The organism is Micromonospora sicca, assembly GCF_003172935.1.
In the GTDB taxonomy this organism is placed as follows: Bacteria; Actinomycetota; Actinomycetes; order Mycobacteriales; family Micromonosporaceae; genus Micromonospora; species Micromonospora sicca.
Genome location: NZ_QGKS01000205.1, coordinates 1 through 14,638 on the forward strand (window position 1 = coordinate 1; position 14,638 = coordinate 14,638).

The following is a 14,638-nucleotide window of genomic DNA, read 5'->3' on the forward strand; positions in this document are numbered from 1 at the left end:
GATACAGCCACCCGCCCGCCCCTGGCGGTACTGGACGCGGTGCTGGAGCGGTTGACCTACGTCAACGAGGAGACCGGCTACACCGTCGCCCGCGTAGCCACCGACCGCGGTTCCGACCTGTTGACGGTGGTCGGTGCGCTGCTCGGCGCGCAGCCCGGCGAAAGTCTGCGTCTTCAGGGACGGTGGTCGTCGCACCCGCAGTACGGGCGGCAGTTCGAGGTCGACTCCTACACCACCGTGCTGCCCGCCACGATCCAGGGCATCCAGCGCTACCTTGGCTCAGGCCTGGTCAAGGGCATCGGCCCGGTGTTCGCCGAGCGGATCGTCGCCCACTTCGGCCTCGACACTCTCCGGGTCATCGAGGAGGAACCCGCCCGTCTGGTTGAGGTCCCCGGCCTGGGTCCGAAGCGCACGGCGAAGATCACCGCGGCGTGGGAAGAGCAGAAGGCCATCAAGGAGGTGATGGTCTTCCTGCAAGGCGTCGGGGTGTCCACGTCCCTGGCCGTGCGGATCTTCAAGAAGTACGCAGACGCGTCGATCTCGGTGGTGCGCAACGAGCCGTACCGGTTGGCGGCCGACGTGTGGGGCATCGGCTTCAAGACCGCCGACACCATCGCCCAGGCCGTCGGCATCCCGCACGACAGCCCACAGCGGGTCAAGGCCGGCCTGCAGCACACCCTGTCGGAGGCCACCGACTCCGGCCACTGCTACCTGCCCGCCCCACAGCTCATCGCCGACGCCACGAAGATCCTGAACGTGCCCGGCGACCTTGTCGCCGGCTGCCTCGACGACCTGATCGCCGAGGAGGGCGTGGTCCGCGAGGTGCTGCCCGGCCCAGGCGGCGAGCCGGTGCCGGCGGTGTACCTGGTGCCGTTCCACCGCGCCGAGCAGTCCCTGGCCGCAGCGCTGCAGCGGCTGCTGGGAGTCCGCGCCGACCGGCTGCCTCACTTCACCGACGTCAACTGGGACAAAGCCCTCACCTGGTTGAAGGCCCGCACCGGCGCTGACCTGGCCGCGGAGCAGGAGCAGGCGGTCCGGCTCGCGCTCACCTCCAAGGTCGCCGTGCTGACCGGCGGCCCCGGCTGCGGCAAAAGCTTCACCGTCCGGTCGATCGTCGAACTCGCCGCCGCGAAGAAGGCCAAGGTGACCCTCGCCGCCCCGACCGGCCGCGCCGCGAAGCGCCTGTCGGAGCTGACCGGCCATCCCGCCGCCACCGTGCACCGGCTGCTGCAGCTGCGCCCCGGCGGCGAAGCCACCTACGACCGGGACAACCCCCTCGACGTCGACCTCCTGGTCGTCGACGAGGCCTCCATGCTCGACCTCATCCTGGCCAACAAGCTCGTCAAGGCCGTCCCACCCGGCGCGCACCTGCTCCTCGTCGGCGACGTCGACCAACTCCCCTCCGTCGGCGCCGGCGAAGTCCTGCGCGACCTCCTCACCGCCCCGGCCATCCCCCGGGTGCGGCTGACGCAGATCTTCCGACAGGCCGCCCAGTCCGGCGTCGTCACCAACGCCCACCGCATCAACGCCGGCAAACCACCCCTCCTACAAGGGCTGAGCGACTTCTTCCTGTTCGCCTGCGACGACACCGACGCCACCGCCGCCCTGACCGTCGACGTCGCCTGCACCCGCATCCCCGCGCGCTTCGGCCTCGACCCCCGCCGCGACGTCCAGGTCCTCACCCCCATGCACCGCGGACCCGCCGGCGCGGGCGCCCTCAACGGGCTGCTGCAACAGCGCCTCACCCCCGCCCGCGACGGGCAACCGGAACGGCGGATGGGCGGACGGGTGTTCCGGATCGGCGACAAGGTCACCCAGATCCGCAACAACTACGACAAAGGCCAAGCCGGCGTGTTCAACGGCACCGTCGGCGTCGTCACCGCCCTGTCCGCCGAGGAGCAGACCCTGACCGTGCGCACCGACGAGGACGAGAGCATCGACTACGACTTCGACGAACTCGACGAACTCGCCCACGCCTACGCCATCACGATCCACCGCTCCCAAGGCTCCGAATACCCCGCAGTGGTCATCCCCCTGACCACCAGCGCGTGGATGATGCTGCAACGCAACCTGCTCTACACCGCCGTCACCCGCGCCAAGCAACTCGTCGTCCTCGTCGGCTCCCGCCGCGCCCTCGCCGCCGCCGTCCGCACCGTCGGCGCCGGACGCCGCCACACCGCCCTCGACCACCGAATCATCTGACACCAGCCAGTCGAACGGCGATCAGGAGACCACCCGGATCACCCAGATACGCGGCCACATACCGGCGTGGCTGCACCCGAGCAAATCGACCCGCCACCTCCGCGAACAAGTCATCCAAGCCCCATCGCTACGCCCCTACAGCCTCGGAAACCCAACACGACCAGTCGACGAGCCAGCTCAGCACCGGTCGCAACACCGGGTTGCAGTACTAATACGAACAGGTGACCTCCGCGGTGGCTGGCCCGGCCGTGCGGGCTCCCGCGCTGATTCCTTCAGGTGATTCGCCAGCGTGCGGGACGCGATTGGCTGGAGCCGGAGCAGCCGCGCGGCCCGTGCCGCAGTACCGACGGAGGCATCATGAGTTCAGAGATCGAGCACCGGATAGAGACAACCAAGGGTCATCTGCAGGTCAACGAGTACCCCGGCGTGGGTCCCGCGATCGTGATGACGCACGGCTACCCCGACGACTCACGGATTTACCGGCGCCTGCTGCCGGAGCTCGCCGGACGGCACGTGGTCACCTTCGACTTCCTCGGGTACGGCCGATCGGGGCGTGAAGCGGCCTGGCCGCTCAATCCGGGCCAGCGGGAGGGCGAACTCGCCAAGGTCATCGACGGCCTGGCCCTCGACCGGCCCGTTCTGGTTGGGCATGACTCCGGCGGCCCCGTTGTCATCAACTACACGTTGAGCAACCCGGAGCGGGTCAGCCGGCTCGTGCTTCTGAACACCTATTTCGGCGAATCGCCCACACTCGGCTTTCCCGAGTTCATCCGGCTGCTCGCGGATCCAGCTTTCACGCCGCTGGCCGACGCGGTCCTCGCCGACCCGAAGATTCTGGGCTGGATGCTCAACTTCACCGACCGGCGATTGAATCGTGGGCCGACCGACCCCGAGGGTGTGGGAGCGACGGCGATCCTGCCGCAGTTCTACGGCGGCGCGGGGCAGCCGGACTCGATCGCGTCCGTCCGGGCCTGGACCGCCGAACTGTTCACCGATATCGGCTTGCAGGAGGCGCGCATCGCGGCGGGCGACCTGGCCAAGCTGGATGTTCCGGTTGTCGTGGCCTTCGGCGTGCACGACCCCTTCTTCAACCCCGGCGTCGCTAAGCATCTCCAGTCTCTGTTCGAACGGGCCGAGCGGCACACGTTCCAGGATGCGGCGCACTGGCCGCAATGGGATCAGCCGGCCGCCGTCGCCGCCGTACTCACCAGCGTCTGACACTGGAAAGGTTCGAGATGCCCACTCGTATCAGCCCGTACCTGAGCTTCAACGGCGACGCCCGCGAGGCGATGACGTTCTATCAGTCGGTCTTCGGGGGTGATCTGGAGATCGCGACGTTCGCGGACATGCGCTCGGCGCAGGACTCCTCACAGGACGACCTGGTCGCCCACTCGATGCTCAAGGGGGCGACCGGAACAGTGCTGTTCGCCGCGGACACGACGACGCCTCCGGACGGCGCCCCCGCGGGTGCCTTCTCGGTCGCCTTGGGCGGTGACGACGAGGCAGAGGTCACCGGCTACTGGGAAGGGCTCTCCGCGGGCGGCACAGTGACGACGCCGCTCGCCAGGTCGCCATGGGGTGCGCTCTTCGGCCGATGCGTCGACAAGTACGGCATTGCCTGGCTGGTGAACGTGACACCGGCCGGACCCGCCTGACCGTGACTCAGGCGGGGCAGTCGCCGGGTTCGTGGGCGAGGGAGAACTCCCCTGAGCGGATGGGCCTGCCGCATGCCTGGCAGAGCACCTCGGCGACGAACACCTGGCCGCAGACGTCGTGGATGAAGTCGACCGGCGGCACGTCGTCCTCGCGGTAGGTGTCGCCCCATCGTTTGAGCACGAGGATGACCTGCCCGAGGTCTTTGCCCTTCTGGGTGAGTTCGTACCCCGCGGTCGCGCCGTCCTCCGCCGACCGGGGACGCAGGATCCCGGATTCGGTGAGCTTGCGTAGCCGCGAGGAAAGGATGTCTCTCGGCGCCCCGACGGCTCTCAGGATCTCGGTGTACCGCGAGGCACCGAACGCCAGCGCTCGCACGATGTGCAGCGACCACCGGTCGTTGACCGCGTCGAGGGCGACGGACAGCGCATCCCGAGGCGGTTTGATTTTCAAACCAGATGCGGTAGCCTTCTTTTGGTTGGACATTCAAACCACTCTAGTCGAGGAAGCCCTCATGTCGTTACCCGATCCAAGCCCCACCAGGCCCCGGACCACCGAGCACGCGGCCTGGCTGGCCCTGGTCATCACCGGATTGATCATTGGCGGCGCGTTCATCGCTCTTTACGTCGGGCTTCAGCGGGATCCCACGCCCCAGCACCTGCCCATCGCAGTGGTCGGGTCCCAGCTCGCGACCGCGGCTCAGTCCGGCCTGGGAGACTCCGTCGAGGTCACCGAGGTCGCGAGCATCCAGGACGGCGCCGCCATAACGCGTGACGGAGACGCCATCGGTGTTCTCGGTGCCACCTCGCCGACGACACTGCGTTTCGAGTACGCCGGGGCCAGCGGCTTCAGTGAGAGCGGCGCCGCCCGGAAGCTCGTCTCCGGCCTGGCCGCCCACGCCGGATTCACCGTGCAGGAAACCGACATCGCGCCCCTGGCGGACTACGACAGCCGCGGTCTGTCGGCCTTCTACGTCGTCTTCGGCGTCACCCTCTCCTCGTTCGTTCTCGCGCAGGGCCTCACGGGCGCTGCCGCAAAGGTGCGCCTTCGTCACCGGCTGTACGCCATGGCCGGGTTCGCGGTCGCGATCGGCCTCGGCGCGGCCGCCATCGCCGGCCCGATCTACGGCTCACTGACGGCGCCGTTCCCGCTGCTGGCGCTCTCCCTCACTCTCCTTTCGCTCGCCAGTGCCTTCAGCACCAAAGCCCTGGGGGCGTGGCTCGGACCGGCCGGCATCGGCCTGGCCGTGCTGATCCTCACCACCGTCGGCAACGCGACCAGCGGAGCGACCATCGGATACGACCTGCTTCCCCGGTGGGCGCAGGCGGTCTCCGCGATCCTTCCGCCCGGCGCCGCCGTGCGAGCCGTGAACAAATACGGCTACTTCGACGGCTCCCACGCCGCGTGGTCCCTGGTGGTTCTCGCTGTCTGGTTCCTCGCCGGGCTCGGCCTGGTGCTGCTCCGGCAGCGACTGACCGAGCGGCGGACCACCACGGGCGCCTTGGGCCCGAACCTCGTCCAGCCAGAACTGACCACCCAGGAGGCATGATGACCGTCATCGAGGACTTGACCCGACGCAACGCCGACTTCGCCACCCATCGGTTCATCCCCGGGCTGCGAATCAATCCCTCGCGCCGCACGATGATCATCGGCTGCGTCGACCCGAGGGTGGATCCCGGCGTCGTGCTCGGGGTGGAGCTCGGGGAGGCGGCGATCATCCGCAACGTGGGCGGCCGGGTCACGCCCGCGCTGTTCAAAACCATGGCGATGCTCGGCCGGGTCGGAAAGGCCAACGGCGGCGGCCCGGGCAGCGACTGGAACCTCGTCGTGCTGCACCACACCGACTGCGGCATGACCGACCTCGCGGCCTTCCCCGGCCTGCTCGCCGAGTACTTCGAGATCCCCGCCGACCGGCTGCCGGACAAAGAGGTCAGCGATCCCCACGCCTCGGTCAAGGTCGATGCGGCCCTGCTCGCCGCCCCGGGATCGCCGGCACACGGGTGGCAGGTCTCCGGGCTCGTCTACGACGTCGAAACGGGGCTCGTCCAGGTCGTCGCCACCGATGTGTGACACCGGCGACGGCCACGGGCCGGTCGCCGCATCGGGTCCACGGCCGGCCGGCGGGCCGGCCGTGGACCCCATCACGCTCGCGCCGGTCGACGAGGTCACCATCACCACGCTGGTCGACAACGTCTACGACGCGTTGCTCGACGGCGACGACCGGGCCGTCCGCGCCCCGTTCAAAGCCGGCGTCGCGAGTGCGCCCCAATTCGAAGCAGGATCGACGACCGTCGGGCTGCGAGCCGAGCACGGTTTCGCCGCGCTCGTGACCGTCCGCCGCGGGAACACCACGACGACCTTGCTGTTCGACACGGGTCTGTCGCCCGACGCGATGGTCGTCAACGCCGAACGCCTCGGCGTCGACCTCACCCGGATCCAGGCCGTCGTGCTCAGCCATGGCCACTTCGACCACGCCGGCGGCCTCGCGGGCCTGGCCGGCAAACGCGGCACCCGAGCACTGCCGATGGTGCTGCACCCCCGGGTCTGGATCCGCCGACGGCTCGCCGTCCCCGGTGCTCCCGCCCAACAGTTGCCCACCCTGAGCAAGCGAGCCCTGACCGGCGAAGGGTTCGAGGTGATCGAACGGCGCGAGCCGTCGCTGCTCGTCGACGGGAGCGTCCTGATCACCGGGGAGGTCGACCGCACCACCGACTTCGAGCGCGGTATGCCGGCCGCCCACCAGGCCTGGAACGGCACCGCGTGGGAGCCCGACCCGCTGGTCGTCGATGACCAGGCGCTCGTGGTCAACCTGCGAGGCCGGGGCCTGGTCGTCCTCACCGGTTGCGGCCACGCCGGAGCCGTCAACATCGTCCGCCACGCCCAGCGGCTCACGGGCATACCGCGACTGCACGCGCTCGTCGGCGGATTGCACCTCGGCGGCACGGCCTTCGCACCGATCATCGACCGTACCGTTGAGGCGCTCCGCGAGGCCGGGCCCGATCTTCTCGTCCCGGGGCACTGCACCGGCTGGCGGGCCCAGCACGCGCTGGCAGCGGCGCTGCCCGACGCGTGGGTCCCGAGCAGCAGCGGCTCGGCCTACCGGCTCATCGCCTGAGCGGGCGCGCCGGAGGCTACCGGTCGCGAAGAAGCTCGGCTGTCTCGTACGGCAGGTCGGTCATGATTTCCCGTTCGGGGTGATCGCGGGCCGGCGCCGCGCGGCGCCGGCCCGTCGATCTCAGCTCTTGATGAAGTCGAGAAGTTCCTGGTTGAAGTCCTGCTCGAAACGGCCCACCAGGCCGTGCGGGGCACCCGGGTGCACCTGCAAAGTGGCGTTGGGCAGCAGCTTGATCGAGCGTTCGGAGGAGGCTTGGATCGGCACGATCTGGTCGTCGTCGCCGTGCGACAGCAGCACCGGCACGTCGATGCCGCGCAGGTCCCCGGTCATGTCGGTCTCGGAGAACGCGGCGATGCAGTCGTACGCGGCCTTGAGCCCGACCGTCATGCTGATCAGCCAGAACGCGTCGCGGACGCCCTGTGAGACGTTCGCGCCGGGCCGGTTGTTGCCGTAGAACGGCTCGGCGAGACCGCGGTAGAACTCCGAGCGATCGCCGAGCCGGGCCCGCAGCTGGTCGAAGACCGCCATCGGAGCGCCGCCCGGGTCCTCGGCCGTGCCCAGCAGATGCGGGACGACCGCGCCGCGCAGCACCACCTTGGCGACGCGGGAGGTGCCGTGCCGGCCGAGGTAACGGACGACCTCGCCGCCGCCGGTCGAGTGTCCGACCAGGACAACGTCGCGGAGGTCGAGGGTGTCGACGAGCGCGGCGAGGTCGTCGGCGTACGTGTCCATGTCGTTGCCCGCCCAGGTCTGGGTGGAGCGGCCGTGCCCGCGACGGTCGTGCGCGATGCCCCGGTAGCCATGGTCGGCCACGATCTTGAGCGGGTTGTCCCAGATGTCGGCGTTCAGCGGCCAGCCGTGGCTGAAGACGATCGGCTGTCCGTCGCCCCAGTCCTTGTAGAAAATCTCGGCGCCGTCGGTGGTGGTGATGGTCGGCATGGCGGTTCCTTCCCCTGGTGGTTTGCCGCTTCAGGCAACCGCGACGGGCGCGCGGGCGGATCACCCGACCGGATCAGGACCTTCCCGGGGCCAGGAGGGGAGACCGCGCGGGGGCTAACCCGTTCAGATGAGGAGGGCCTGTCTGAGCAGCTCGTGGCGGAAGTGCAGGCGCCTCCCGTCGTCGGCGAGCAAGCCTTCGCGTGCGAGGCGGGCGAGCGCGTCATGGTCCGGGAGCGCGCCGAGCGATTCGACAGTGAACGAGGGTCCGAGCGCTGCGGCGGCGGTGAGAAGTTCCTTGGCGGTCGACGGCAGTGAGCTCAGCATGTGCCGCACCGCCTCGGCCACTTGTCCCCGCGTCAGCGCCACGGCGAGCAGGGGGTTTCCACCCGCCTCGGGTACGGAGAGCGGCAACGGACCGAGAAGGATCTCGTGCACTGCGACGTCGTCCGCGATCGCGTCGAGGGGCAGCCGACTGGAGAACAGCCAGACGATGGCCGAGCTGACGAGCTGCGCGGGGAGGACGCGGAGGACGTACCGGGTGGCCGCGTCGGCCCACTGAAGGTCTTCGACGCAGATGAGGATCGGGGTGGCGGTGGCCCGTGCCCGCAGCTGGCCGGTGAGCCGGTCGACGAGCCAGATCGGGCGGGAGGCGTACGTTGCGAGCGCGCCGAAGTCGGCCTGCGACAGTACCGGCGCCGGTCCCGAGCGCAGGGCGGTCAGCAGAGGTGCGAGCGGTGCGATGCCGCCGGATTCCAGGGCCGCTGCCCGCCCGGTGGCGAAGCCGTCGCCGACCGCCCGCTCACGGAGCTCGGTGATGAACGTGGTCTTGCCGATGCCCGCCTCACCGGTGACCGCGACGACCGCGCCGATCCCGGTGGCCCGGGTTCCGTGCAGCACCTCGAGAGCGGTGTCGAGGTCCTCGCCACGTCCCGAAAAATCGGGCATCCCGTCATGTCCTGGAAACATGCCCCCAGCAGATCAGGGCCCGGTTTGCCGGGAATCACCTCAACGGATCAGCCAGTGGCGCGGCCGGGGCGATCGCGGGCCGGTGGCCGCCTCCACGGTCTCATCCGTTCGCGTCGTGAGCTGGAGTAATGTGCGGCCATGAAGCGCTCGTCCGTCGGCCATCTACCCTGCTCGATCGCGCGATCCCTCGACCTCGTGGGCGAATGGTGGACGCCGGTGATCCTGCGCGAGATCTTCCACGGCCATCGCCGCTTCGAGGAGATCCGGGTCCAGACCGGGATCAGCCGCAACATCCTGACCGAGCGGCTCGGCGCGTTGCTCGACGGCGAGGTGGTCAGCCAAGAGCGGTACCAGGACCGCCCGGCCCGCTACGAGTATCACCTCACCGAACGCGGCCAGGAGCTGCTGCCGGTGCTGGTGGCGCTGATGCAGTGGGGCGACAAGTGGATGCCCGGCAGGCCGGAGCAGGTCGCCGTCCACGGGCCGGCGCAGCACCCGGTCCGCGCGGTCCTGACCTGCGTGGAGTGCGGCGAGGTCGAACCCGCGGACGGTCATTTCAGGGAGTCAGTCTCGTAACAAAACTGATAAGGTCCGCCCATGGCGGGGACCGAGCTTAGGGGCCGGGGCGCCGAGCTGTCCCGGGCCATCGCGGCGTTGCGGGCAGCGGCGCACACCGGGCAGGGCACGATCATTTTGGTCACCGGCGAGGCCGGGATCGGTAAGACGGCGATGCTGCAAGCGATCGCCGAGCAGGCGACCCGGCAGGGATTCGCGGCGGGGTTCGGCAAGGCCGAGGAGATGGACCAGATCGCGCCAGGCGCTCCGCTGCTGGTGGCGCTCCGCTCGGGCTCCCGCCCCCTGCTCGACAGTGACGGATTCACCAGGCTCGCGGATCTGTACGACCAGCACCTGTGGCTGGTCGACCGCATCGCGACTCTGCTGGAGGAACTGGCGACACGAGGTCCGGTGCTGATCGCGATCGACGACGCGCAATGGGCCGACCGGCTGAGCCGCTTCGCGTTGCGCATCCTGCCCGGAAGGCTTGCCGGCTCTCCGGTGGTCTGGCTGCTGACCAGCCGCGAGGCGCACGGGCCCGCGATCGACGAGCTGACCTCTTCCGCCGTGGACGGCGTCCACGTGCACCGGCTGGAGCTCGGGCCGCTGGCATCATCCGACATCGAGCAGATGGCCGTCGCGCATCTCGGCGAGCTGCCCACCGGCCGGGCGTACGAGCTGCTGCGCGGGGTCGGCGGCAACCCCTTCCTGACTGTGCAACTGCTCGACGGGCTCGCTCGGGAGAAGACCGACGGCCGGATGGAGGGCGGCGTCCCCGCCGGGTTGATCACCAGTACCCGGCGCCGGATGGCCGCGCTGTCGGCCGACGTGAGCGAGCTCGTGCAGCTCGCCGCGGTCCTCGGCCGGCCGCTGCCGGTCGAGGATGCCCCACGGCTGGCCACCGAGCCGCTCCGGACCGGATGGCTCGAGCTGGTCGTCGCCACCGGGCTGATGGTCGAGGCCGAGGCGCGCGTCGCGTTCCGGCACGACTTGGTTCGCGAGTCGGTCTACGCCGACCTGTTGCCCTCGCACCGGCGGTCGCTGCACCGGCGCTGCTGGCATTACCTGCTGACGTCCGGTCATGGGCCGATCGCCGCGGCGCCGCACGTGCAGGCCTGCGCCGTGCAAGGCGACCGAGAGGCTGTCGAGGTGCTCCGGCAGGCCGCTGCCCAGAGCCCGCCGGAGACAGCCGGAGACCTGCTTCGTAAGGCCCTGTGCCTGCTCGACCCGGCCGATCGGGAACGGTGCGGGGTCGGGCTTCAAGCTGTGGAAGCCCTGGTGCGCGCTCAGCGTCCGGCCGAGGCGATCAGCACCGCCGACCGGGTGCTGGCCGAGACGCCCAGCGTCGACGGCAAGGCTCGGATCCAGCTCGAGATCGCCCGCGCTCTCTGGCCCATGGGGCGACTCGCCGACATGGTGCGGCGTATCCGGGAGACCCTCGCGCTACCCGGGGTCTCCGAGAATCTACGAGCCCGGCTGACCGCTGTCGAGGCGCTGACCATGACCCGCACCGAGCCGGCCGCGCTCGCGCTGGCCGCCGCCCGGGCCGCGCTGACCGAGGCGGTGCGGCTCGACGACCGGCTCGCCGAGGAGCTCGCCACCGAGGTCCTCGGCGAGGTCGCCCGCAACGAGGGCCGGCACGCTGACGCGCTCACCCAGTTCCGCCGCCTGCGGGAGCTGGCCGGCACCCGTTACCTCGGCGAGGAGATCACCGCGCTGCAGCTGCTGGACCGCTACGACGAGGCCGAGGAACTGCTCGCCGCCGCCCGGCACAGCGACACCCTGCCGCCGTCCGTGCTGTTCGCCCAGATGTGGCAGGACTTCAACCTGAGCCGCTTCGACGACGCCGAGGCCGACGCCCTCACCCTGGTGCGCCTCGGCGACGACCTGGGCAACCACGCGTACGCGATCGAAGCCTGGATGATCCTCAGCTCCATCGCTCTCGGCCGCGGCGACCTGGACAAGGCGTACGAGTACCTGGCCCCCGCCGAGCGGCACAGCCAGGCCGACGACGACGTGCGGATGCCGGGCCTGGTGCTCATGCGGGGCTGGCTCGCCTCGGCGCGCGGCGAGGTCGCGGAAAGCGTACGCATCCTGAAGCCGCACCTGATGGCCGCGCGGGAGTCCCGCAGCTACTGGCCCTGGTGGCCGGGGTGGATGCGGGTCTTCACGCAGATCGGCCTCGCGGCCGGCGACGCCGAGTTCGTCGCCGAGGCGGTGGCGCTGGCCGCCATCGGCGCCGAGCGCAATCCGGGCGTGCGCAGCTTCGCGGGACTGGCGGTGCAGGTGCGCGGCGTCGTCGAGGGTGACCTGTCACTCCTCGCCCAGGCGGTCGAGATCCTGCGCGCGAGCCCCCGGCCGATGCTGCTGGCCAGCGCGCTGGTCGACCACGGTTTCGCTCTGCTCGACGCCGGCGAGCACCGGGAGGCCGTCGACCAGCTCGGCGACGCGTGGCACTTCTTCGACAAGGCCGGCAACAAGCCGGCCCTGGGTGCGCTGCAACGTGGCCTGCAGGCGGCGGGCAGCCGCCGCAAGCCCTGGGCGGCGGCCCCGGCCCGGCCGGTCAGCGGCTGGGGCGCGCTGACCGACAGCGAATTGCGGGTGGCCCGGCTGATCGGCGCCGGCCGCACCAACCGGCAGGCCGGCGCGGAGCTGGACCTTTCGCCCAACACCGTAGCCACCCACCTGCGGGCCGTCTTCGCCAAGCTCGGCGTCCGCTCCCGGGTGCAGCTCGCCAACGCCATGCACACCATGCCGAAATCCTTCGATGTGGCCGACGACACAGCCGTCGTACCGCTGCCCGAACTGGGCCGCTAGAAGCATTCCGAGCTGCGGGAACGTGGTCCCGCTGATCTGTTCGGGTGAGGCTCTCGCCCGGTACGCGGCGACCGGCGCCCGGGCAGGTGATCTGTTTCGAGGGTCCGGTCCCCGGCCGAGGCTGGTGTTCTGCGAAGACGCGGCGCCGAGCACGGCGCCCACTCGCGATAAGGACCACGATGAAACTCTCCCTACGCAATGCCGCCCTCGGCCTCGCCCTGGCCGGTGGTGTCGCCGCGCTGGTCCCCGGTGTCGCGGCCGCCTCGACCGCCAGTGGCCCCAAGCCGACCGTGGTGCTGGTCCACGGCGCATGGGCCGACGGCTCCACGTGGAGCGGCGTCACCGAGCGCCTCCAGCACGACGGCTACACCGTCGACGTGGTAGCCAACCCCCTGCGCGGCGTCGCCAGCGACTCGAAGTACCTGGGCGACTTCCTCGCCACCATCGACGGCCCGGTCGTCCTCGTCGCACACTCGTACGGCGGCTTCCTAATCAGCAACGCGGCACGCGACAACACCAACGTCAAGGCGCTGGTCTACGTCGACGCGTACGTCCCTGCCGAAGGCGACTCCCTGCTGAGCCTCACCGAGCTGAACCCGGGCAGCCAGGTCGGCCCGGCCATCAGGACCGTGTCGCCGAAGGACGGGTCGGGATCGTACACCGACACGTACATCCAACCGGACCTCTTCCCGGGTATCTTCGCCAACGACGAGCCCAAGAAGAAGGGCGCCATGCTGGCCGCAGGGCAACGCCCGCTCGACGCGTCCACGCTGGGCGAACCGTCCGGCACGCCAGCCTGGACCTCGATCCCCACCTGGGACGTGATCGGCACGGTCGACAACGTCATCCCGCCGGCCACCCAGCGATACATGGCGAAGCGAGCCAACGCGCACACCACCGAGATCAAGGCCGCGCACCTGTCCATGGTCTCGCAGCCGGAGAAGGTGGAGCGCGTGATCGTCGAGGCCGCGCGCAAGACCTCCTGATCGAGCTCTGAGAAGGGGCCGGGGGTGACCCCAGCCCCCAGGGCGATTGCGTAGTCGATCGGTGGGTGCCCTGAGCTGGGAATCTACGGGGTGAGTGGCCTCTGCGGAGGCAGGTAGAGCGGGTGAGATCGCGTCGGTGATCATGGAGTTCTCTAGGCTTCACGACACCCCGAGGACCTCACCCGCCGATGTCATCATGCCCGATCCCCGCGCTGTCTTCGGTCGCCGGCACCCCTGGCACGTCACCACCGTCCGTTACTGCAGGTGAGACAACGGGACTGCTACACGCCTTGGCGGCGGTCCCGGATCCTCGAGATCCACGGGGAGTGCGTTACCCGCTGTCGGGCCTGCTCGCGGCCGCGGTGTGCGCGGTCCTCGCGGGGGCGTCGTCGTTCGCCGCGATCACCGATTGGTTGCACGATCTGGATGAGCAGGCCCGCGACCGGCTCGGCTTCGGCCATGGGGTGCCGGCGGGTACGACGGTATGGCGGTTGCTGACCCGCCTCGACGATCAGTTGTTGTCTACCGTCCTCGCGGGCTGGCTGAAGGTCCGCGCCCGGCCGGTCACACCCCGGCCGCACCGGTATCGGACGGTGATCGCCGTGGACGGGAAAACCCTGCGGGGAGCCCGCCGTGCCGACGGCGGTCAGGTTCATCTGCTGTCCGCGCTGGACACCAGCACCGGCATCGTCCTGGCCCAGGTCACCGTGAGCGCGAAGAGCAACGAGATCCCCGCGTTCGCACCGCTGCTCGACGCGGTCGAGCAAGTGTTGGGCAGCCTGACCGGTCTGCTGTTCATCGCCGACGCCCTGCACACCCAGACCGCCCACGCCGAGGAGATCGCCGCCCGCGGCGCCCACCTGATGATCCCGACGAAAGGCAACCAACCCACCCTGTTCAAGCAGCTCAAGACCCTGCCCTGGCCGGAGATCCCGATCGGGGACCGCCGCCGCGACACCGGACACGGCCGCCGCGAGACCCGCACCGTCAAAGCCATCACCGTGGCTACTCCGGGCGGCATCAGGTTCCCCCACGCCGAGCAGGCCGTCCGGATCACCCGCACCCGCACCACCAGCGGGAAGACCAGCCGCGAAACCGCCTACTACACGGTGTCTCTACCCGCCGAGCAGGCCCAACCCGCCGACCTGCAGCACTGGGCCCGCCTCGAATGGCACATCGAAAACCGCGTACATCACGTCCGGGACGTCACTTTCCGTGAAGATCTCCACCAAGCCCGGACCGGCACCGGACCCGCCGTCCTCGCGACCCTGCGTAACACCTCGATCGGCTACCACCGCACCAACGGCGAGGCCAACATCGCCCGCGCCACCCGACGCGCGAACCGCCGCCCCCACGACCTCATCACCGCCGTGACCAGCAGCATCCCGACAACGCAATGACCCTG

At 70.1% G+C, this 14,638-nt stretch carries 13 protein-coding genes; 10 read left to right on the forward strand and 3 right to left on the reverse strand.

The genetic code is table 11. From position 1 onward, the window contains the following. The 3 genes from recD2 to DKT69_RS13460 all read left to right on the forward strand — a co-directional run. Positions 1-2,202: SF1B family DNA helicase RecD2 (gene recD2, locus DKT69_RS13450; protein ID WP_109801908.1), on the forward strand; the 2,202-nt coding region annotated here is incomplete at its 5' end. A gap of 357 nt (positions 2,203-2,559) precedes the next feature. After that, a complete protein-coding gene (locus tag DKT69_RS13455; RefSeq protein WP_109801909.1) occupies positions 2,560-3,420 on the forward strand; it encodes an alpha/beta fold hydrolase in 861 nt (286 codons plus the stop codon). 17 nt (positions 3,421-3,437) lie between these two features. Then, entirely contained in the window at positions 3,438-3,857 is a 420-nt protein-coding gene (locus tag DKT69_RS13460) for a VOC family protein (RefSeq protein WP_109801910.1), read from the forward strand. 7 nt (positions 3,858-3,864) lie between these two features. Here the strand turns inward: DKT69_RS13460 and DKT69_RS13465 are convergent, their stop codons facing one another. Further along, on the reverse strand, positions 3,865-4,308 hold the full coding sequence (locus DKT69_RS13465) for a winged helix-turn-helix transcriptional regulator (RefSeq protein ID WP_161557829.1): 444 nt from the start codon (positions 4,306-4,308) through the stop codon (positions 3,865-3,867). On the opposite strand from DKT69_RS13465, the gene DKT69_RS13470 reads away from it, so the two are divergent. The 3 genes from DKT69_RS13470 to DKT69_RS13480 all read left to right on the forward strand — a co-directional run bounded on the left by DKT69_RS13470 (position 4,298) and on the right by DKT69_RS13480 (position 6,970). After that, complete coding sequence (locus DKT69_RS13470; RefSeq protein WP_146231071.1) at positions 4,298-5,404, forward strand: hypothetical protein; 1,107 nt, start codon at positions 4,298-4,300, stop codon at positions 5,402-5,404. The genes DKT69_RS13465 and DKT69_RS13470 overlap by 11 nt on opposite strands. Beyond that, on the forward strand, positions 5,404-5,925 hold the full coding sequence (locus DKT69_RS13475; RefSeq protein WP_109801913.1) for a carbonic anhydrase: 522 nt from the start codon (positions 5,404-5,406) through the stop codon (positions 5,923-5,925). Before DKT69_RS13470 ends, DKT69_RS13475 begins: the two co-directional genes overlap by 1 nt. Positions 5,926-5,986: 61 nt before the next feature. Then, positions 5,987-6,970: an MBL fold metallo-hydrolase gene (locus DKT69_RS13480; RefSeq protein WP_201749657.1), complete on the forward strand. Its 984-nt coding sequence runs from the start codon at positions 5,987-5,989 to the stop codon at positions 6,968-6,970. A 120-nt stretch (positions 6,971-7,090) separates the two neighbouring features. On the opposite strand, the gene DKT69_RS13485 is transcribed toward DKT69_RS13480, so the two are convergent. Together DKT69_RS13485 and DKT69_RS13490 are read right to left on the reverse strand one after the other, a co-directional pair. After that, positions 7,091-7,909 (reverse strand): alpha/beta fold hydrolase, encoded by an 819-nt coding sequence (locus tag DKT69_RS13485; protein WP_109801915.1) that lies wholly within the window; start codon positions 7,907-7,909, stop codon positions 7,091-7,093. Positions 7,910-8,032: 123 nt separating this feature from the next. Continuing rightward, positions 8,033-8,875, reverse strand: coding sequence for an ATP-binding protein (locus DKT69_RS13490; RefSeq protein WP_109801916.1), 843 nt, complete (start codon positions 8,873-8,875; stop codon positions 8,033-8,035). A gap of 138 nt (positions 8,876-9,013) precedes the next feature. Here DKT69_RS13490 and DKT69_RS13495 point away from each other — a divergent pair, with 138 nt between their 5' ends. The 4 genes from DKT69_RS13495 to DKT69_RS13510 all read left to right on the forward strand — a co-directional run bounded on the left by DKT69_RS13495 (position 9,014) and on the right by DKT69_RS13510 (position 14,633). After that, positions 9,014-9,451 (forward strand): winged helix-turn-helix transcriptional regulator, encoded by a 438-nt coding sequence (locus DKT69_RS13495; RefSeq protein ID WP_109801917.1) that lies wholly within the window; start codon positions 9,014-9,016, stop codon positions 9,449-9,451. 21 nt (positions 9,452-9,472) lie between these two features. Continuing rightward, complete coding sequence (locus tag DKT69_RS13500) at positions 9,473-12,247, forward strand: helix-turn-helix transcriptional regulator (RefSeq protein WP_109801918.1); 2,775 nt, start codon at positions 9,473-9,475, stop codon at positions 12,245-12,247. Positions 12,248-12,426: 179 nt separating this feature from the next. Continuing rightward, positions 12,427-13,233 carry an alpha/beta fold hydrolase gene (locus DKT69_RS13505; RefSeq protein WP_109801919.1) on the forward strand — a complete coding sequence of 269 codons (807 nt, stop codon included), beginning with the start codon at positions 12,427-12,429 and terminating at the stop codon, positions 13,231-13,233. A gap of 326 nt (positions 13,234-13,559) precedes the next feature. After that, positions 13,560-14,633, forward strand: coding sequence for an ISAs1 family transposase (locus tag DKT69_RS13510; RefSeq protein WP_236647850.1), 1,074 nt, complete (start codon positions 13,560-13,562; stop codon positions 14,631-14,633). Positions 14,634-14,638: the final 5 nt, after the last annotated feature.

What these genes read in the sequence shown, in the direction of transcription:
- DKT69_RS13455 (WP_109801909.1), top strand. Translation starts at nt 2,560, where the DNA reads ATGAGTTCAGAGATCGAGCACCGGATAGAGACAACCAAGGGTCATCTG.
- DKT69_RS13460 (WP_109801910.1), top strand. Translation starts at nt 3,438, where the DNA reads ATGCCCACTCGTATCAGCCCGTACCTGAGCTTCAACGGCGACGCCCGC.
- DKT69_RS13475 (WP_109801913.1), top strand. Translation starts at nt 5,404, where the DNA reads ATGACCGTCATCGAGGACTTGACCCGACGCAACGCCGACTTCGCCACC.
- DKT69_RS13485 (WP_109801915.1), bottom strand. Translation starts at nt 7,909, where the DNA reads ATGCCGACCATCACCACCACCGACGGCGCCGAGATTTTCTACAAGGAC.
- DKT69_RS13490 (WP_109801916.1), bottom strand. Translation starts at nt 8,875, where the DNA reads ATGTTTCCAGGACATGACGGGATGCCCGATTTTTCGGGACGTGGCGAG.
- DKT69_RS13495 (WP_109801917.1), top strand. Translation starts at nt 9,014, where the DNA reads ATGAAGCGCTCGTCCGTCGGCCATCTACCCTGCTCGATCGCGCGATCC.
- DKT69_RS13500 (WP_109801918.1), top strand. Translation starts at nt 9,473, where the DNA reads ATGGCGGGGACCGAGCTTAGGGGCCGGGGCGCCGAGCTGTCCCGGGCC.
- DKT69_RS13505 (WP_109801919.1), top strand. Translation starts at nt 12,427, where the DNA reads ATGAAACTCTCCCTACGCAATGCCGCCCTCGGCCTCGCCCTGGCCGGT.